The following is an 18437-nucleotide window of genomic DNA, read 5'->3' on the forward strand; positions in this document are numbered from 1 at the left end:
GCGTCGGGGTAAAGAATGGGTGAACGGCGGGAGCATTGGGTCTTTGCCTATGGCTCGCTGATGTGGGATCCGGGCTTTCCCGTGGCCGAGATGGTGTCCGCGCGGCTCGACGGCTATGCCCGCAGCTTCTGCCTGCGCTCGGTCGTCTATCGCGGCACCAGCGAGGTGCCCGGGCTGGTCCTGGGCCTGGACGCCGAGCCGGGCGCCCATTGCCGGGGCCTGGCGCTGCGCGTGGCCGAGCCGGAATGGGAGGAGACGCTGGCCGCCCTGCGCGAGCGCGAATTGACGACCAACGCCTATGCGGAACTGTCTCTGCCCCTGGTGTTGGAGGACGGCCGCGCGGTCGAGGCGGTCGCCTATGTGATCCGCCGCGACCATGACCAATATGCCGGCCCCCTGGACCTGCACGAACAGGCCCGGATCATCGCCCGGGCGCAGGGCGGGCGGGGGCCGAACGCGGATTACCTGTTCAATACCGCCCGGCACCTGGCGCAGATGGGCATCGAGGACCACGCCATGGACGAATTGGCGCGGCAGGTGCGCGGCTTGCTGCATCCCGGCCGGGAATAGCGACGATCCGACCCGGCGACGACGCTTGGCAGGCGCGGGTCCGCCCTCTACAGTCGGGCCGAAAGCTGCAAGGGGGTCGAACTTGTCCCGAACCGACGCTGAACCGCCCGAAGATCCGCCCGCCGCGCCGGAAGGCCGCCGCTCTCGTGCTGCCCGGCTGGCGGCGACGCGCGAGGGGGGGCCGGGCGGAACCGGTCCTTCGCAGCCGCAATTCTCGCAGCCGGTGCGGCAGATCCTGCTGATGCTGATCGTGCTGGTGCTGGTCGTGGCAGGGGCCTGGTTCGCCTATGGCCGGATCGTCTCGATCTTTCATTCGAACGAGTATCTGAACGGGCTGATCCTCGCCGTCTTCGTCATGGGCGTGCTGGGCTGCTTCTGGCAGGTTGCCGAGCTGGTGAAATCGGTCAGCTGGATCGAGCGTTTCGCCGCCCGTCGCCGCAATGCCGCCGAACGCGGCGTCAGCGCCCCCGAACCGGCCGGGCCGGACGACGCGCCACGGCTGCTTGCACCACTGGCCGCGCTTTTGGGCCAGCGCGGGCCAGCCGCCGGCGCGATCTCGACCGAATCCTCGCGCTCGATCCTGGAATCGGTGGCGACCCGGATCGACGAGGCCCGCGACATCACCCGCTATCTGGCGAACCTGCTGATCTTCCTGGGCCTTCTGGGGACGTTCTACGGGCTTGCGACCACGGTGCCCGCCGTGGTGGACACGATCCGAGCCCTTGCGCCGCAGGATGGCGAGACCGGGCTCGAGGTCTTCAACAAGCTGATGACCGGGCTGGAATCGCAGTTGGGCGGCATGGCCACGGCCTTTTCCAGCTCGCTGCTGGGTCTGGCGGGCTCGTTGGTGGTCGGGCTGCTGGAGCTGTTCGTCGCCCATGGCCAGAACCGCTTCTATCGCGAGCTCGAGGAGTGGATGTCGGGGTTCACCCGCATCGGCCTGGGCGGCGCCGAAGGGCAGGGGCTGGGCGAGGCGGCGCTGGCCGGCTTCATCGAGCGGGTCGAGGCGCAGATGGCGGGCTTGCAGGAGTTCTACCTGCGCCGCGACGAATTGCGCGACGAGGAGGCCGCGGCCGCCGACCAGCGCTCGCTGGCGCTGGCCGAGGGGGTGGAGCGGCTGGCCGGCTTGCTCGGCTCGGATCGCGACCGGCTGGGCGAGACGCTGGCCGCCGAACGCGAGGCGACGGCGCAGGCGCTGACCGGGGTCGAGCAGGCGATCGGCGCCTTGGCCGCGCCGCGCCGCGACCCGGATCTGGTCGCCCTGCTTGATCGGCTGGCCGATGCGCCGCGCCATGATCCAGGGCTGCTGGCGGTGCTGGAGCGGGTCGGCGAAGGCCAGGCACGGCTTGCGGCCCTGGCCGAGGCACCGCCGCAACCGGGGATCGACGGTGCGGCCCTGGGCGAGGCATTGGAAAGGCTGGCCGAGGGGCAGGGCCGGCTGGCGGCGCTGGCCGAGTCCGGGGCGCCCGATAATTCCCGGCTGATCCGCGTGCTGGAGCGGCTGGCCGAGGGGCAGGACCGCATCCTCGAGCTTGGTGCGCAGCGGCCGGTTCCCGGCACCGTCTCGGGCGACGATCCCGAGGCGCGGATGCGGCTGCGCTCGATCGACGTGCAACTGGGCCGGCTGGTCGAGGAAACGGCCAGCGGCCGCGACGGGCTGGTCGCCGAGCTGCGCAGCGATCTGGCCGCGCTGACCCGCGCCATCCGCAGCCTGGAGCGCGGCGATGGGACTTAGCCGGGGCAGCGGCAACCGTTTTTCCGCCACGATCTGGCCGGGCTTCGTCGATGCGATGACGGCGCTTCTGATGGTCATGATGTTCGTGCTGACCATCTTTCTGCTGGTGCAATCGGTGCTGCGCGACCAGATCACCACGCAGGACAGCGAACTCGATCAGCTTGGCCGGCAGGTGGCCGAGCTTTCGGATGCGCTGTCCACCTCGCAGGCGCGGGCGGCCTCGCTGGACCGCGACCTGGGGGCCGAGCGCGAGCGGCTGCGGCGCTCCGAACAGGCCGTAACGGCCGCGCGGGCCGAGATCGACGCCCAGACCGAGGCCGCGCGACTGGCCGCCGCCCGGCGCGAGGCGCTGGAGGCGCTGATCGGCGACCTGCGGCGCCGGAACACCGAAACCAGGCAGCAACTGGACGAGACCGAGGCGGCCCGGCTGGCCGATGCCGCCGCGGCCGAGGCACTGCGCGAGCGGCTGGCAAAGTCCGACGCCGAACTGGACGCCACCATGCTGGAACTGGAGGCGGCGCGAAAGCAGGCCGAGGAAACCCTGACCCTGCTGGCCGCCGCCGAGACCGCCAAGCAGGAATTGGACGAGCAGGCCGAGGCCCGGGCCAGCGAGGCCGAGAAGCAGGCCGCCCTGCTGGCCCTGGCCCGGCAGCAGCTATCCGAGCAGGAGGCGCTGTCGGTCGAGGACCGACGCCGGCTTGCGGCGCTGAACCAGCAGGTGGCGCAGCTCAACAGCCAGCTGGGCAGCCTGCGCGCCGTGCTGGATGCCGCCGGAGAGGAGCGCCGCGAAGCCGATCTGCGCGCCGAGGATCTGGGCCGGCAGCTGAACGTCGCCCTGCTGCGCGCCGCCGAAGAGGAACGCAAGCGCCGCGCGCTGGAGGAAGAGGCGCGCAGCAAGGCCGAAGCCGAGGCCAAGGATCTGGCGCGCTATCGGTCGGAATTCTTTGGACGGCTGTCGCAGATCCTCGCCGGGCGCGAGGGGGTGCGGGTCGTGGGCGACCGCTTCGTCTTTTCCTCGGAGGTGCTGTTTGCGCCGGGCGAGGCGACACTGTCGCCCGAAGGCCGGACACAGGTGGCGCGGGTGGCGGACATGCTGAAACAGATCTCCGGCGACATCCCGCCCGAGATCGACTGGATGATCCGCGTCGACGGCCATACCGACAATCTGCCGCTGTCGGGGCAGGGGCGGTATCGCGACAACTGGGAACTCAGCCAGGCGCGGGCGCTGGCAGTGGTGCGCTATATGGTGGACGACCTGGGCTTTCCGGCGACCCGCCTCGCGCCCGCCGGCTTCGCCGATACCCGTCCGGTGGCGCAGGGCGACGCGCCCGAAGCCCGCGCCCAGAACCGCCGCATCGAATTGAAGCTGACCGAGCGCTAGCCGCCGCGCCGGCCGAAGCCGGCCCGGGGCTTGCGGGCCGGTTCAGCTTTCCTGCGGGGCGGCTTCGCGCGGCGGCCGGCCGATGATGTCGCGCAGCGCGTCCAGCTCGATGAAATTATCGGCCTGGCGGCGCAATTCGTCGGCGATCATCGGCGGCTGGCTGCGCATGGTCGAGACCACCGAGACCCGCACGCCCTGGCGTTGCAGCGCCTCGACCAGGGGCCGGAAGTCGCCGTCCCCGGAAAACAGCACCGCATGATCCAGGCGCGGTGCCAGTTCCATGGCGTTGATCACCAGTTCGACATCCATGTTGCCCTTGACCTTGCGGCGACCCAGCGCGTCGGTATATTCGCGCGCGGGTTTCGTCACCATGGAATACCCGTTGTAATGCAGCCAATCGACAAGCGGGCGAATCGGTGAATAATCCTCGTTCTCCAGCAATGCCGTATAATAATAGGCGCGGATCAGCTTGCCGCGCCTTTCGAATTCCTGCCGCAGCAGCTTGTAGTCGATATCAAAGCCCAGCGATTTTGCCGCAGCATAAAGATTCGACCCGTCGATGAACAACGCCAGCCGGTCGTCCTTGTAGAACACGATTCCCCCGAAATGTCTCGAAACCCTAATCAGAAAGACAACTTAGCCCTCGTGGCCCTGGGTGCAAACCTGCCTAGTTCGGCAGGTCTGCCGCTGGAAGGGCTGCGTTTTGCGTTGTCCAACATATTGAAATTACCTGCGGTTGTGCCGGTCGCCGTCAGCAGATTCTGGTCAACGCCGGCTTTTCCTGCCGGTTCGGGTCCCGAATATGTGAATGCGGCGGCATCATTTCGCTGCGATCTTCCGCCCGAACAACTTCTGCACGAATTGCACATGATCGAGAAAAAATTGGGCCGCAGCCGCGAAGGCCGGCGCTGGCAGGCGCGCGGGCTGGACCTGGACCTGCTGGCCCATGGCGATCTGGTCCTGCCCGATGCCGCGGAGCAGGACCATTGGCGCAGCCTGCCGCCCCAAGAACAGCCGCTGCGCGCGCCCGACCGGCTGATCCTGCCCCATCCCCGCCTGCAGGACCGCGGTTTCGTGCTGGCGCCCCTGGCCGAGATCGCGCCGAACTGGATGCATCCGCGCCTGGGACGCAGCGTGGCGCAGATGCTGGCCGCCCTGCCGCCCGAGGCTTTGGCGGGGATTCGGCCTGCAAGTGCTTGACATTTCCGCTGCGGGCGCCCACATATCCGGCCTCGCCCCTGCACCCCGATTCCAGCTGATAAGGTGACCGATGGCCCGCGTTACAGTCGAAGATTGCGTCGACAAGGTTCCGAACCGTTTTGACCTGGTGATGCTGGCTGCCCATCGCGCACGCGAAATCGCTGCCGGCAGCCCGCTGACCGTCGATCGCGACAACGACAAGAATCCCGTCGTCTCGCTGCGCGAGATCGCGGACGAAACCCAGCCCGTGGACGATCTGCGCGAGCGCATGATCGAGGCCCAGCAGACCCAGATCGAGGTCGATGAGCCCGAAGAGGATGCGATGGCGCTGCTGCTGGGCGCCGAGATGGACCGTCCGAAACCCGCCGACGAAGAGTCGGAGGAGCGCATGCTGCGCATGATGCTGGAAGCGCAGGGCAGGAACTGAATCCAAAGGTCTTCGGCACATCATGATCGACGTCGAAGACCTCATCGCGCTTATCCGCAATTACAACCCGCGCACCAATGCCGAACTGATCCGCAACGCCTATGAATACGGGCGTCGCATGCATGAAGGACAGTTCCGGCACTCGGGTGAGCCCTATTTCACCCATCCCGTCGCCGTCGCCGCCATCCTGACCGAAATGCGGCTGGACGATGCCACCATCGTCACCGCATTGCTGCATGACACGATCGAGGACACCCGCTCGACCTGGGCCGAGGTGGCGCATATCTTCGGGCGCGAGATCGCCGATCTGGTCGATGGCGTCACCAAGCTGACCAATCTGCAACTCTCGGGCGCGCATTCCAAGCAGGCCGAGAATTTCCGCAAGCTTTTCATGGCTATGTCGCGCGATCTTCGCGTGATCCTGGTCAAGCTTGCCGACCGGCTGCACAATATGCGGACGATCAAGTCCATGCGCCCCGACAAGCAGTCGCAGAAGGCGCGCGAGACCATGGACATCTATGCGCCGCTTGCCGGCCGCATGGGCATGCAATGGATGCGCGAGGAACTGGAGGACCTGGCCTTCAAGGTCATAAATCCCGAAGCGCGCAATTCGATCATCCGCCGCTTCGTCAGCCTGCAGCGCGAATCCGGCGACGTGATCCCCAAGATCACCGCCGATATCCGCGCCGAGCTGGAGCGCGAGGGGATCGAGGCCGATGTCTATGGCCGCGCCAAGCGCCCCTTCAGCATCTGGCGCAAGATGCAGGAAAAGCAGCTTTCCTTCTCGCGCCTGTCCGACATCTACGGCTTTCGCATCATCACCCGGACCGAGCCGGACTGCTATCGCACGCTGGGCGTGATCCATCACCGCTGGCGCGCGGTGCCGGGCCGGTTCAAGGATTACATCAGCCAGCCCAAGGCGAACGGCTACCGCTCGATCCACACCACCGTCTCGGGCCGCGACGGCAAGCGGGTCGAGGTGCAGATCCGCACCCGCCAGATGCACGAAGTGGCCGAGGCGGGCGTGGCCGCGCACTGGGCCTATCGCGACGGGGTGCGCACGGCGAACCCCTTTGCCGTCGATCCGGGCGAATGGATCGCCAGCCTGACCGAGCGTTTCGGCGAAGAGGATCACGACGAGTTCCTGGAACACGTCAAGCTGGAAATGTATTCCGACCAGGTGTTCTGCTTCACGCCCAAGGGCGACGTGATCCCGCTGCCCAAGGGCGCGACGCCGCTGGATTTCGCCTATGCGATCCATACCCGGCTGGGGTCGTCCTGCGTCGGTGCCAAGGTGGACGGCATCCGCGTGCCGCTGTGGACCCGGCTCAAGAACGGGCAATCGGTCGATATCATCTCGGCCTCGGGCCAGCGCCCGCAGGCGACCTGGCTCGACATCGTGGTCACCGGCCGGGCCAAGGCGGCCATTCGCCGCTCGCTGCGGCAAGAGGACCGGACCCGCTTCATCCGCCTCGGCTCGGAACTGGTGCGGGTGGCCTTCGAACATGTCGGACGCAAGGTCAGCGACAAGGCGCTGCGCACCGCCGCCAAGACCATGGCGCTGCCCGATACGGACGAATTGCTGGCGCGGATCGGCAGCGCCGAGATCTCGGCCCATGACGTGCTGACCACGCTTTACCCGGAACTCGCCGAAAAGCGCAGCGAGATCGACGCCCGGCGCGCGGTGGCGGGGCTGGAGGCGGATCAGGAATTCACCCGCGCGCCCTGCTGCAACCCGCTGCCGGGCGAGCGCATCGTCGGCATCACCTATCGCGGCAAGGGCGTGGTGATCCATGCCATCGACTGCCCGGTGCTGGCCGAGTTCGAGGACAGCCCGGAACGCTGGGTCGACCTGCATTGGCGCGAGGGCCAGCACCCGGCGGCCTATTCGACCATGCTGTCCCTGACCATCCGCCACGATGCCGGCGTGCTGGGCCGCATCTGCACGCTGATCGGCGCGCAGGGGGCGAATATCTCGGATCTGGAATTCATCGATCGCAAGCCGGATTTCTATCGCCTGCGGGTCGAGGTCGAGTTGCGCGACCGCGAGCATCTGCATGCGCTGCTGACCGCGCTGGAAACCGAAAGCGACGTGGCCCAGGTCTCGCGCATCCGGGATCCTTCCGCCCATATGAACTGAGGGCGCGGCGGCATGTTCAAGAGACGCAAGCCGCTGAGCTATGCTCAGATGTGGACCGAGATGTTCTATCCGCGCTCGGGCTGGAAGCGGGCGTCGAAATACGTGCTGCACCGGCTGCGCCGCCTGCCGGACCAGCCGCATCGGGTGGCGCGCGGCTGGGCCTGCGGCATCTTCATCTCGTTCACGCCGTTTTTCGGCTTTCATTTCATGGGTGCGGCGGCGCTGGCCTGGCTGATCCGCGGCAATATCCTGGCGGCGCTGCTGGGCACCTTCGTCGGCAATCCGCTGACCACGCCCTTTATCGCGCTGACCTCGGTGGGGCTGGGGCGCTGGATGCTGGGGGTCGAGGGCAAGTTCACCCCGCATCTGATCTTTGACGAATTCACCCGCGCCGGCAGCGAGCTGTGGAACAACCTGCTGGCACCGCTGAGCGCGGAACGCACGGCGCATTGGGACCAGTTGCTGCAATTCAACGAGCAAATATTCCTGCCCTATGCGGTGGGGGGCGTCCTGCCCGGCCTCGCGGTCTCGGTCGCGGCGCATTACATGACCGTGCCGCTGATCAAGGCCTATCACCGCCACCGCGAAAAGCAGATGGCCGAGCGCATCGCCCGCGCCAAGCTGCGGCGCGAGCGCGAACTGGCGGAAAGGGAACGGCCGGAAAGCTAGAAGCCCAGCCGGTCGCGCAGCGAATACCAGCTCATCCCGGCGACCAGCAGCGGCCAGCGCAGCGCGGCGCCGCCGGGAAAAGAGGGCGAGGGCAGGGCGGCCATGGTGTCGAAGCCCTCGCTCTGCCCCTGCACCGCCTGCGCCATCAGCTTGCCCGCCAAGGTCGCCAGCGCCAGCCCATGCCCGGAATAGCCGCTGGCCGACAGGCAATTCGGCGACGGCCGTGCAAAGCAGGGCATCCGGTTCATGGTGATCGCCAGCGTGCCGCCCCAGGCATGGGTCAGCGCCACATCGGCAAGGTTGGGATAGATTTCCAGCAGCGGCTTGCGCACCTTGGCGGCGATGTCGGTGGGAAAGCGATAGCTGACATTCTCGCCGCCGCCGAAGATCAGCCGGGTCTCGGGGTCGAGCCGCCAGTAGTTCACCACGAATTTCGTGTCATGCACGCCGATGGGCCTAGTCAGCACCTCGGCCGCGCGCGCGCCCAAGGGTTCGGTCGCGACGATGAAATTGTTGATCGGCATGACGCGGGCGGCGACATGGGTGTCGAGATTGCCCAGATAGCCATTGGCCGCAAGGATGACGTGATCGCAGATCACCCGGCCCTTGCCGGTCTGCACCACGCTCTTTTCGCCGGGCTTCCGGGCGTGGCGAATGTGATGGACGTGGCTCAACTCGCGAATCCGCGCCCCGGCGGCATCCGCCAGGCGTGCCATGCCGATCACCAGGTTCAGCGGATGCAGGTGCCCGGCGCCGTGGTCCAGCTCGCCGGCGGCATAGGCATCCGAGGGCACCAGCGCCCGGAAGGCATCGCGATCCAGCGCCTCGATCCGGTCATAGCCGTAATCGCGGGAAAGCCTGTCGATCATCGCGCGGGCATGATCGAACTCGACGGGCTTGCGAAAGGCATGGGCGATGCCGTCGGCCACCGGCACGCCGGCGCGCGCCGCCAGGTCGCGGGTCAGGCGCTTGGCCTCCTCGGCCATGTCCCACAGGCGATGGGCGGTCTCGACGCCCGCCATGCTCTCCAGATCATCGACCTCCAGCCGCTGGCCCGAGCCGAGCTGTCCGCCATTGCGTCCCGACGCGCCGAAACCGACGCGATGCGCCTCCAGCACCACCACGTCACGCCCCGCCTCGGCCAGGTGCAGCGCGGCGGAAAGCCCGGTATAGCCCGCGCCGACCACGACCACGTCGGCGCGCTCCTCGCCCCGCTGCTGGGGAAAGGCGGGCAGCGGATCGCGGGTCGCGGCGTAAAGGCTGGGCGGATATTCGCCAAGCCGGTCGTTGGAAAACAGCAGGTTCATGCGTCGGCCCTGGCCTTCTTCGTTCTTCAAATACTCATTCCGGCGGTCCGCGAATCTCCCAAGCTTGCCGATTCAGACGTTCAACAGCAGATGCTCGCGTTCCCACGGGCTGATGACTTGCAGGAACTCCTTGTATTCGTTGCGCTTGACGGCCTGATAGACGGCGATGAACTCGGCCCCCAGCACCTCGCGCATCGCCGCGTTCTCATCCATCAGGTCCAGCGCGTCGCCCAGGTTATAGGGCAGCTCGTCTTGCGACATATAGGCGTCGCCCAGGCATTCGGCGCGCGGCGCCTCGGCCTCGACCAGGCCCAGATAGCCGCAGGCGAGGCTGGCGGCGAGACCCAGATAGGGGTTGCAATCCATGCCCGCCAGCCGGTTCTCGATCCGCCGCGATTCCGGGCGAGAGATCGGGACGCGCAGCCCGGTGGTGCGGTTGTCGCGCCCCCATTCCAGGTTGATCGGTGCTGCGAAATCAGGGACATAGCGGCGATAGCTGTTGACATAGGGCGCCAGCAGCGCCACCGCCGCCGGCAGGTGCTTCTGCATCCCGGCGATGAAATGCATGAAGGCCGGGGTCTCGCGCCCCTGCACGTCCGAAAAGATGTTGCGCCCGTCGTCGATGCCGACGACCGAGTGGTGGATATGCATGGCGCTGCCCGGCTCGCCCTCGATGGGCTTGGCCATGAAGGTGGCGAAGCAATCGTGGCGCAGCGCGGCCTCGCGGATCAGCCGCTTGAAATAGAAGATCTGGTCGGCCAATGCGACCGGATCGCCGTGGTTCAGGTTGATCTCGACCTGGCCGGCGCCGCCTTCCTGCAGGATGCCGTCGATCTCGAACCCTTGCGCCTCGGCAAAGTCGTAGATGTCGTCGATGACCTTGCCGTATTCGTCCACCGCCGACATGGAATAGGCCTGCTTGGCGGCGGCGCGGCGGCCCGAGCGGCCCATGGGCGGCATGATCGGCTGGTTCGGGTCGATGTTGCGCGCGACCAGGAAGAACTCCATCTCGGGCGCGACGATGGGGCGCCAGCCGCGTTGCCGATACAGGTCCACGATGCGCTTGAGCACGTTGCGCGGCGCGATGGGCACCGGGTTGCCCGACTGGTCCGAGACGTCGTGGATGACCTGCAAGGTCACGTCCGCTGTCCAGGGCGCGGCCGTCGCGGTCGAGAAGTCCGGCGTCAGGATCATGTCCGGTTCGGTGAAGGCGCCCGAGGGGTTGTCGGCCCAATCCCCGGTGATGGTCTGCAGAAAGATCGAGTTCGGCAGGTAGAACCGTTCCTGATGCGCGAATTTCGAGGCGGGCATGGCCTTGCCCCGCGCCACGCCGGCGATGTCGGCGACGATGCATTCCACCTCGTCCAGCCGGCGCCCGGCGACGTAGTCCTGCGCGGCCGATGGGGTTTCGTCGATCCAATGCGGTTTCATGCGGCCCCCTGCCGGATTTGCGTCTGTGCCCGGAAAGCGGCGGGATCCTTGAAGAACGCCTCGATCCGGTCGGCGATGCCGGTCGATTGCCGCGGCGTGCCCATGCGGGCGCGGGCGATGTTCAGCAACGGCTCGGGCACCGTGCCGCGGGCACGATGCTCGATCAGCCCTTCGATGAAGCTGTCGGAAAACTCGGGATGTGCCTGCACGGAAAAGGCGCGGTCGTCATAGATGAGCGCGGCGTTTTCGCAAAAGGCGTTGCGGGCAAGCACCTCGGCCCCTTCCGGCCGCCGGATCACCTGATCCTGGTGCCAGGCGTTCAGCGTGACCCTCTCGCCGCCGAAATCGTAGTCCTGCGCGCCCACCGCCCAGCCGTCCGGGTGCTTGATCACCGCGCCGCCCAGTGCCTGGGCGATGATCTGGTGCCCGAAGCAGATGCCGACCAAGGGAACATGCTCGGCATAGGCCGCGCGGATGAAGTCCTGAAGCGGCGGGATGAAGGCGTGGTCTTCGTAGACGCCATGACGCGAGCCGGTCAGCAGCCAGCCTTGCGCGTCATGGACGCCTTGCGGGAACTCCATGTCCTCGACGTGATAGCTGGAGAATTCGAAGCCGCGCCCGGCAAGAAGGCGTTCGAACATGGTGTCGTAATCGCCCAGATTGCCGCGAAGCTCCTCGGGCGATTGGCCGCATTTGAGAATGCCGATACGCATGGATTGGCCTGTCGGTTGTTCGCCTTCAAGCTAGTCGCGAGGGCGGGCGCGGGCAAGGGGGGCTGCGACCTTCCGCGGGGCTGGCCCATGCCTGCGGGCCGCGCTAGGCTTGCGGCGAAACCAGCAGAAAGGATCGGCCATGCCCGGATTTCGCCCCGATGTGGACCCCGAGGGATTGCAGGAGTTCTCGGTCGTATTCACCGACCGCTCGCTCAATCACATGTCGCAGAAATTCCAGGGCGCGATGCGCGACATCTCGGCCATGCTGCGCGAGGTCTATGGCGCCGAGGCCGTGGCGCTGGTCCCCGGCGGCGGCACCTGCGCCATGGAGGCGGTGGCGCGCCAGTTCGGCCGCGACGCCCATGCGCTGATCGTCAGGAACGGCTTTTTCAGCTATCGCTGGAGCCAGATCTTCGAGGCGGGCGGCTTTGCGCGCCAGACCACGGTGATGATGGCCCGGCCGCAGGGCAACGAGCCCCGCGCGCCCTTCGCCCCCGCGCCCATCGACGAGGTGGTGGCCAAGATCCGCGACACCCGACCCGATGCCGTGTTCGCCCCGCATGTCGAGACGGCGGCGGGCATGATCCTGCCCGACGACTACATCAAGGCGCTGGCCGATGCCGCGCATGAGGTCGGCGCGATCATGGTGCTGGACTGCATCGCCTCGGGCGCGATCTGGGTGGACATGCGCGAAACCGGCGTGGACGTGCTGATCTCGGCCCCGCAAAAGGGCTGGTCGGCCTCGCCCTCGGCCGGGATGGTCATGCTGTCGCCGCGCGGGGTCGAGCGGCTGGAGACCACGGTCAGCGACAGCTTCGCGCTGGACCTGAAGAAATGGCGCGCGATCATGAAGGCTTACGAGGACGGCGGCCATGCCTATCACGCCACGCTGCCGACCGACGCGCTTCTGGGCCTGCGCGACGCGATGAACGAGACGCGCGATTTCGGCCTGGAGGCGGCGCGCGAGGCGCAATGGCGGCTGGGCGATGCGGTGCGTTCGGAACTGGCGCGGCGCGGGCTGCGCTCGGTCGCGGCCGAGGGCTTTGCGGCACCGGGGGTCGTGGTCTGCTATACCGACGATCCCGAGGTGCAAAGCGGCCGCAAGTTCCTTGCCGCCGGCTATCAGATCGCCGCGGGCGTGCCCTTGCAGGTGAACGAGGGCGAGGGCTTCCGCACCTTCCGCATCGGGCTGTTCGGGCTCGACAAGCTTGGCGATGTCGAGGGCACGCTGGCGCGGCTGATTCCCGCCTTCGACGCGGCGTTCTGAGGCCGGGCGCGGGAAATCGGGACGGGCGCGGGAACGATCTGCGCCCCTTCGGGGTTTGCCTTCCGAAAACCGATACAGCCCTGTGAAAGGACAATATCATGGCGAACCACGAAGCCACCGCCGACGAAATCAAGGCCAAGGCGCGCGACGCCGCCGACGATGTAGGCCGTCACGCCCGCCGTGCGGCCGACGAGGCCAACGAAGCCCTCGAGACCGCGCGCGAGCACGGCGCCGAACTTTACGAGACCGCCCGCGAGAAGGGGGCCGAATTCGTCGAAACGGCCAAGAAGCGCGGCGCCGAATATGCGGACACGGTGCGCGAGCGCGGCCATGAATATGCCGAGCGCGCCCGCGACGAGGCCCGCCGGCTTTATCGCCAGGGCGAACGCCAGGCGCATGAGGTCGCTGCCCATGCCGAGGAATATTACGACGAGGTTTCGGACATGGTGCGGCGCCATCCGGCGCAGGCGCTGGGGATCGCGGCCGGCGTCGGCTTCCTGCTGGGCCTGATCATCGCGCGCCGCTGAGCTTTCGATGTTCGACTATACCAGGAACCTGCAGCTTGCCCTGACCGACAGGCTGCGCCGCGCCGGGCTGGGCACCGGGGCGGGGGTGGCCCTGCTGATCGGGGCCGGCTTCCTGCTGGCGGCGCTGTGGACCTGGCTTGCCCATCATCTTGGCTGGGGGGCGCTTGGCGCCTCTCTGGCCATCGGCATCGGCTTCGTCCTGATCGGGCTGGTCGTGATGCTGGTGGCGAAAAGGGAGCGCCATCCCGTCCCGACCACCGACGAGCTGAAGGCCGAGGTCGAGCAGCGGCTGATGCTTGCCGCCGATGTCGCCATCGGAAAGGCCACAGGCGCGGCGGATGCGGCGCTGGAGCGTGCCTCGCAAAAGGCCAGCCTGCTGATGGAACAGGCCGAGCAGCGGGTGCATTCGGTGACCGACAGCCTGTCCTACAAGGCCGACCGCATGGCCGACCGGGCTGAGGCTCGCGTCTATGGCGCCGCGCGCCGGGCGGGCGAGGGGGCGGCGCGCAAGCTGGGCCTGCCGCCCGATGCGCTGCGCCGCGCCGCGGGACAGGTCCAGGGCGCCTCGCAGTCGCGGGCGGCGGCCATCGCGCCGCTGATCGGCGCCTTTGCGGTGGGCATGACCCTTGCGTCGCGCTTGCAGGCCCGGCGCCATCGCGACGAGCCGGATGAGGCGGAGGACTGGGATGACGGCCGCCATTGAGCGCTTCGGCCGCGCCGCGCCGACAAACGAATGACCCCGCCATTGGCGGGGTCATTCATGTCCAGGATGCGGGATGCGCGCCTGCCGTCAGGCGTTCGCCTCGCGGATCTTCTCGGCGGCGTCCTTGTCATAGGTCACGCCCGCCTTGTCGAAAAGCTGGTCCAACTCGCCCGACAGCGTCATCTCGGTGACGATGTCGCAGCCGCCGACGAACTCGCCCTTGACATAGAGCTGCGGGATGGTGGGCCAGTCCGAGAAATCCTTGATTCCTTGCCGGATCGTGTCATCGGCAAGCACGTTCACGTCGCGATACTGGACGTTCATGTAGTTCAGCACCCCGGCCACGCGGCTTGAAAAGCCGCATTGGGGCATTTCCTTGGTCCCTTTCATGAACAGGACGACATCGTCTCCGTCGATCGTCTCTTGGATCTGCTGGCGTGCATCGGTCATTCTGCTGGTCCTTGCTGAAGCGCCGCCACGACGCGACGCTTGCGGTTGATCTTACTCGGGTGCCTTGGTGGTCAGCGCAAGCGCGTGCAGCGCCCCGTTCGGCCCGTCCATATGGCCCTGCAGGGCGGCATAGACGGCGCGCTGCTGCTGCACGCGGTTCTGGCCGCGGAAGCTTTCGTCGATCACCTCGGCCGCATAATGGTTTCCGTCTCCGGCAAGGTCGGTGATCGTGATCTTGGCTTGCGGAAATGCAGCGCGGATCAGGGCTTCGATATCCTGGGCTTCCATCGCCATGGCGGATCCTTTCTTTGTTCTCTCTGATGTAGGGGAAGCCCGCGCGGGCCGCAAGATCGGCCGGCAGGGCATTGATGCCGGGCCGGGAAAACCGGCCTCAGCCGGATCGCGCAGGCCGCCGCCAGGGACACCGTCGGCGGGGCCCGGCATGGTGCGGGAACCGATGCCAGCCGGTGGGGAGTGGCCGGCGCGCCATCCCGGGCCGGCGGCCGGAACGCAAAGGGCCGGGCGAATGCCCGGCCCCATGATCCGTTTGGCTATTCCGCGATCACTCGCGGTTGCCGAGGAATTGCAGCAGGAACATGAACAGGTTCAGGAAGTCCAGGTAAAGCTGCAACGCACCCATGATCGCGGCCTTGCCCAGGAAGTCGCGGTCGGAATTCGCCAGTTGCAGATAGGTGTTCTTGATGTTCTGCGTGTCATAGGCGGTCAGGCCGGCAAAGATCAGCACGCCGATCGCCGAGATGGCGAACTGCATCGCGCTGGATTGCAGGAAGATGTTCACGATCATGGCGACGATCAGGCCGATCAGCCCCATCATCAGGAAGGTGCCCATCCCCGACAGGTCGCGCTTGGTCGTATAGCCGTAAAGCGACAGCCCCGAGAAGGCGATGGCGGTGATCAGGAAGGTCTGGATGATCGAGAAGCTGGTATAGGCCGCGAAGATCCAGCTGATCGAGATGCCCATCACCGCGGCGAAGGCATAGAACAGCGTCGTCGCACCCTGCACCGACAGCCGGTTCAGCGCGGCGCCGAAGGCGAATACCATGACCAGCGGCGCAAACATCACCACCCATTTCAAGGGCGACAGATACAGCGTCTTGCCGAACTCGGTCAGGTAATGGCCGTTGCCGAGCGCCCATTGCGTGGGCGTGTCGGAAAGCGCGAGCCCCGCCATGCCCCATGCGGCGCCGGCAGTGACCAGCATGCCCACGGCCATCAGGCCATAGACCTTGTTCATATAGGCGCGCAGGCCCTCATCCACGGCAGCCGAGCGCGTCGCGGTCCCGGCCGTGCGGATCGAATTGTAGTCTTGCATAGGTTCTCCCCGGTCGAAAATCGCGGTGCGGCCCGGATGGCCCACCATCCACGCAGATATTGGCAAAGGACGCCGGTTTTTCAATGCGCAACCGTCGGTTTTGCCGCCCTCTGACGAAAATTTCAGATGCTAATGATCACCTTGCCGGTCGAACGCCGGGTTTCGAGCAGTTCGTAACCCTCGGCCAGCCGCTCCAGCGGCAAGGTGGCGCCGACATGCGGGCGCAGGCGGCCCTGTTCGTAAAGCGCGAAAAGCGCGGCGATGTCCCGTCCCAGCAATGCGGGATCGAGCTTGCGATAGCCGCCCCAATAGAAGCCGTGGATGGCGATGTTCTTGACCAGGGCGTGGTTCAGGGGCAGGGCCGGGGGCTTGCCGCCGGCAAAGCCGATGACCAGGAAGCGGCCGCCGGGGCGCAGGGCGCCGAAGGCCGCCTCGCCGGGCGTGTCGCCCACGGGATCGTAGACCACGTCGACGCCGCCCAGATCGCGCAGCGCGGCGCGCAGGTCGGGGCAGGTCCCGCTGTCGATGCAATCCGTGGCGCCCGCGGCCCGCGCCGCCGCAAGCTTGTCGTCGCCCCGCGCCACCGCGATGACGCGCGCGCCAAGGGCGGCGCCGATCTCGACCGCCGTCAGCCCGACGCCGCCCGCAGCACCCAGAACGGCCAGGGTCTCGCCCGCGCGCAGTCCGGCACGCAGGGTCAGGGCGAAATGGCTGGTGCCATAGGCGATCAGGAAGCCCGCCGCCTCTTCATAGCTCATCGCGTCGGGAATCGGGTGGCAGCATTCGGCGGGAAACAGGTTGGCCTGCGCCATGGTGCCCTGGCTTTGCACGACGACGCGGGTGCCCGGCGCCAAGGGCACGCCCTCGCCCGCGGCCAGGATCTCGCCCGCACCTTCGAGGCCCGGGACAAAGGGCAGGGGCGGCGTCTCCTGATAGCGCCCCCCGGTCATCAGCAGGTCGGCGAAGTTCAGCGCGGCCGCCCGCATGCCGACCAGCACCTCGCCCGGGCCGGGCGGGGCCAGCGTCATCTCACCCGCGACAGGCGAGCCCGACATTGTCTTGATTTGCATCATTTTCCACGTCGTCCGCATGATTCCTCCCATCCTGCCGCCATGTTGCCTGGGTCGCTTTCTTCCATGTTTCCGGGGGGTTCGGCCATAGACATTCGGTGTTTGCGAGCGATTGTCTTTTTGGACAAGTGGCCATTATCGACCTCGAAAATCGCGGTAATGTGGTGTAGCGCCCGTTTAGATTGAGTGAGGTGTTACCATGAAACATAACGTGGATGTCCATGTCGGAAAGCGAATCCGTCATCGTCGATGGATGATCGGCATGACGCAGCAGCAGCTTGCCGAAAAGGTCGGGATCAAGTTCCAGCAAATCCAGAAATACGAGACCGGGATGAACCGCGTTTCGGCGTCGCGGCTTTGGGACATCGCGCAGGCCGTGGACGTGCCGGTCAGCTTCTTCTTCGAAGGGCTCGATGACGGCCATGTGCATAACGCGGTCGAGGGCGACATCCTGGCCGACAAGGAAGCACTGCAACTGGTGCGCGCCTATTACGCCATGCCCGAGGCGCAGCGGCGCCAGATCTTCGAACTCGCCCGCGTGCTGTCGGACGCGGCCTGACACCAGCCGCCGTTCCGGGGCTTTCGCTTGCGGGACACTGCGGCTAAACCTGCGCCCGAAGCATATCCGGGGTGCAGGTCATGACAAGCGCGAACAAGACCAATCCTGTCGAAGGGGCCGAGCGGATCGTGGCCGTGGCGCATCGCCTTGCCGATGCGGCCCGCACCGAGACGCTGAACCTGTTCCGAAGCCCGGCGCTGCGGCCCGACAACAAATCCGCCACCGGGTTCGATCCGGTGACCGAAGCCGATCGGGCCAGCGAACGCGCCATGCGTGCCATCCTGGCCGTCGAATGCCCCGAGGACGGCATCCTGGGCGAGGAATACGGCAGCCGGGACGGACAAAGCGGCCTGACCTGGGTTCTTGATCCGATCGACGGCACCCGCGCTTTCATGGCCGGGGCGCCAAGCTGGGGCGTGCTGATCGGGCTCAGCGACGCTCAAGGCCCGGTCTATGGCATCGTCGATCAGCCGCATCTGGACGAGCGCTTCGAGGGCGGGCTGGGCCGCGCGCGGCTGATCTCGCGCCATGGGACCAGCCCGCTGCGGGCGCGGCAGGGGGTCGCGCTGGCAGAGGCGACGCTGATGACCACCTATCCCGAGGTCGGCAGCCCCGCCGAACATGCCGCCTTTTCCCGCGTCGCGGCGCGGGCGCGGCTGGTGCGCTATGGGCTCGACTGCTATGCCTACGCGCTTCTGGCTGCGGGCCATGTCGATCTGGTGATCGAGGCCGGGCTGCAACCCTATGACGTGGTCGCGCCCATTGCCGTGGTGCAGGCGGCGGGTGGCGTGGTGACCGACTGGCAGGGCGGGCCGGCGCATGGCGGCGGCACGATCCTGGCCGCGGGGTCACATGAATTACATGCCGAGGCGCTAGCCCTGCTGAAGGGCGATTGAGGCCCGGAGGCAGGCCCCTTATGGTGCCTCTCCGACCGACTTGCCCAGACCGCAATCCT

Annotated in this window: 20 protein-coding genes; 12 read left to right on the forward strand and 8 right to left on the reverse strand. The window is 67.1% G+C overall.

The genetic code is table 11. The features are described from left to right. The first annotated feature begins 15 nt into the window (after positions 1-15). The 3 genes from QPR87_RS11160 to QPR87_RS11170 all read left to right on the forward strand — a co-directional run bounded on the left by QPR87_RS11160 (position 16) and on the right by QPR87_RS11170 (position 3686). A complete protein-coding gene (locus tag QPR87_RS11160; protein WP_011747725.1) occupies positions 16-570 on the forward strand; it encodes a gamma-glutamylcyclotransferase in 555 nt (184 codons plus the stop codon). A gap of 82 nt (positions 571-652) precedes the next feature. After that, positions 653-2305: a hypothetical protein gene (locus QPR87_RS23620; RefSeq protein WP_350310452.1), complete on the forward strand. Its 1653-nt coding sequence runs from the start codon at positions 653-655 to the stop codon at positions 2303-2305. Beyond that, the gene (locus QPR87_RS11170; RefSeq protein WP_011747723.1) at positions 2295-3686 is read left to right on the forward strand and encodes a peptidoglycan -binding protein; all 1392 of its coding nucleotides are present in this window, start codon (positions 2295-2297) and stop codon (positions 3684-3686) included. The genes QPR87_RS23620 and QPR87_RS11170 overlap by 11 nt, the downstream gene beginning before the upstream one ends. A gap of 42 nt (positions 3687-3728) precedes the next feature. Here QPR87_RS11170 and QPR87_RS11175 read toward each other — a convergent pair whose 3' ends face one another. Next, the gene (locus QPR87_RS11175) at positions 3729-4280 is read right to left on the reverse strand and encodes a LabA-like NYN domain-containing protein (RefSeq protein WP_011747722.1); all 552 of its coding nucleotides are present in this window, start codon (positions 4278-4280) and stop codon (positions 3729-3731) included. Between the two features lie 12 nt (positions 4281-4292). On the opposite strand from QPR87_RS11175, the gene folK reads away from it, so the two are divergent. From folK to QPR87_RS11195, 4 genes are all read left to right on the forward strand, one after another. After that, complete coding sequence (folK, locus tag QPR87_RS11180) at positions 4293-4886, forward strand: 2-amino-4-hydroxy-6-hydroxymethyldihydropteridine diphosphokinase (protein WP_104492558.1); 594 nt, start codon at positions 4293-4295, stop codon at positions 4884-4886. Positions 4887-4956: 70 nt separating this feature from the next. Then, positions 4957-5313 carry a DNA-directed RNA polymerase subunit omega gene (gene rpoZ / locus QPR87_RS11185; RefSeq protein WP_011747720.1) on the forward strand — a complete coding sequence of 119 codons (357 nt, stop codon included), beginning with the start codon at positions 4957-4959 and terminating at the stop codon, positions 5311-5313. A gap of 22 nt (positions 5314-5335) precedes the next feature. Then, positions 5336-7453 (forward strand): RelA/SpoT family protein, encoded by a 2118-nt coding sequence (locus tag QPR87_RS11190; RefSeq protein ID WP_011747719.1) that lies wholly within the window; start codon positions 5336-5338, stop codon positions 7451-7453. A gap of 12 nt (positions 7454-7465) precedes the next feature. Next, the gene (locus QPR87_RS11195; RefSeq protein ID WP_011747718.1) at positions 7466-8122 is read left to right on the forward strand and encodes a DUF2062 domain-containing protein; all 657 of its coding nucleotides are present in this window, start codon (positions 7466-7468) and stop codon (positions 8120-8122) included. Here QPR87_RS11195 and QPR87_RS11200 read toward each other — a convergent pair. The 3 genes from QPR87_RS11200 to QPR87_RS11210 all read right to left on the reverse strand — a co-directional run bounded on the left by QPR87_RS11200 (position 8119) and on the right by QPR87_RS11210 (position 11573). Further along, complete coding sequence (locus tag QPR87_RS11200) at positions 8119-9429, reverse strand: NAD(P)/FAD-dependent oxidoreductase (protein WP_285049616.1); 1311 nt, start codon at positions 9427-9429, stop codon at positions 8119-8121. The genes QPR87_RS11195 and QPR87_RS11200 overlap by 4 nt on opposite strands. Positions 9430-9501: 72 nt before the next feature. Beyond that, positions 9502-10860, reverse strand: a complete 1359-nt coding sequence (locus QPR87_RS11205) for a glutamine synthetase family protein (protein WP_011747716.1) — start codon at positions 10858-10860, stop codon at positions 9502-9504. Next, positions 10857-11573 carry a type 1 glutamine amidotransferase gene (locus tag QPR87_RS11210; RefSeq protein ID WP_285049617.1) on the reverse strand — a complete coding sequence of 239 codons (717 nt, stop codon included), beginning with the start codon at positions 11571-11573 and terminating at the stop codon, positions 10857-10859. Before QPR87_RS11210 ends, QPR87_RS11205 begins: the two co-directional genes overlap by 4 nt. Before the next feature lie 139 nt (positions 11574-11712). Between QPR87_RS11210 and QPR87_RS11215 the strand changes: the two genes are divergently transcribed. The 3 genes from QPR87_RS11215 (at position 11713) to QPR87_RS11225 (ending at position 14070) form a co-directional block, all read left to right on the forward strand. Next, the gene (locus QPR87_RS11215; RefSeq protein ID WP_074810337.1) at positions 11713-12840 is read left to right on the forward strand and encodes an aminotransferase class V-fold PLP-dependent enzyme; all 1128 of its coding nucleotides are present in this window, start codon (positions 11713-11715) and stop codon (positions 12838-12840) included. A gap of 98 nt (positions 12841-12938) precedes the next feature. Beyond that, on the forward strand, positions 12939-13367 hold the full coding sequence (locus QPR87_RS11220; protein ID WP_011747713.1) for an ElaB/YgaM/YqjD family protein: 429 nt from the start codon (positions 12939-12941) through the stop codon (positions 13365-13367). A gap of 7 nt (positions 13368-13374) precedes the next feature. Next, complete coding sequence (locus QPR87_RS11225) at positions 13375-14070, forward strand: phage holin family protein (RefSeq protein ID WP_285049618.1); 696 nt, start codon at positions 13375-13377, stop codon at positions 14068-14070. Between the two features lie 87 nt (positions 14071-14157). Here QPR87_RS11225 and grxD read toward each other — a convergent pair whose 3' ends face one another. The 4 genes from grxD to QPR87_RS11245 form a co-directional block, all read right to left on the reverse strand. Beyond that, entirely contained in the window at positions 14158-14520 is a 363-nt protein-coding gene (grxD, locus tag QPR87_RS11230) for a Grx4 family monothiol glutaredoxin (protein WP_011747711.1), read from the reverse strand. Positions 14521-14571: 51 nt separating this feature from the next. Further along, positions 14572-14814, reverse strand: a complete 243-nt coding sequence (locus QPR87_RS11235) for a BolA/IbaG family iron-sulfur metabolism protein (RefSeq protein WP_230998936.1) — start codon at positions 14812-14814, stop codon at positions 14572-14574. A gap of 268 nt (positions 14815-15082) precedes the next feature. Further along, the gene (locus QPR87_RS11240) at positions 15083-15853 is read right to left on the reverse strand and encodes a Bax inhibitor-1/YccA family protein (RefSeq protein ID WP_011747709.1); all 771 of its coding nucleotides are present in this window, start codon (positions 15851-15853) and stop codon (positions 15083-15085) included. 122 nt (positions 15854-15975) lie between these two features. Then, entirely contained in the window at positions 15976-16944 is a 969-nt protein-coding gene (locus tag QPR87_RS11245; RefSeq protein ID WP_502921610.1) for an NADPH:quinone oxidoreductase family protein, read from the reverse strand. A 178-nt stretch (positions 16945-17122) separates the two neighbouring features. On the opposite strand from QPR87_RS11245, the gene QPR87_RS11250 reads away from it, so the two are divergent. Both QPR87_RS11250 and QPR87_RS11255 read left to right on the forward strand, forming a co-directional pair. Then, positions 17123-17482: a helix-turn-helix domain-containing protein gene (locus tag QPR87_RS11250; RefSeq protein WP_285049620.1), complete on the forward strand. Its 360-nt coding sequence runs from the start codon at positions 17123-17125 to the stop codon at positions 17480-17482. Between the two features lie 80 nt (positions 17483-17562). Continuing rightward, the gene (locus QPR87_RS11255; RefSeq protein ID WP_011747706.1) at positions 17563-18378 is read left to right on the forward strand and encodes an inositol monophosphatase family protein; all 816 of its coding nucleotides are present in this window, start codon (positions 17563-17565) and stop codon (positions 18376-18378) included. Positions 18379-18437 lie beyond the last annotated feature (59 nt).

The organism is Paracoccus sp. SSJ (genome assembly GCF_030234105.1).
Classification (GTDB): Bacteria; Pseudomonadota; Alphaproteobacteria; order Rhodobacterales; family Rhodobacteraceae; genus Paracoccus; species Paracoccus denitrificans.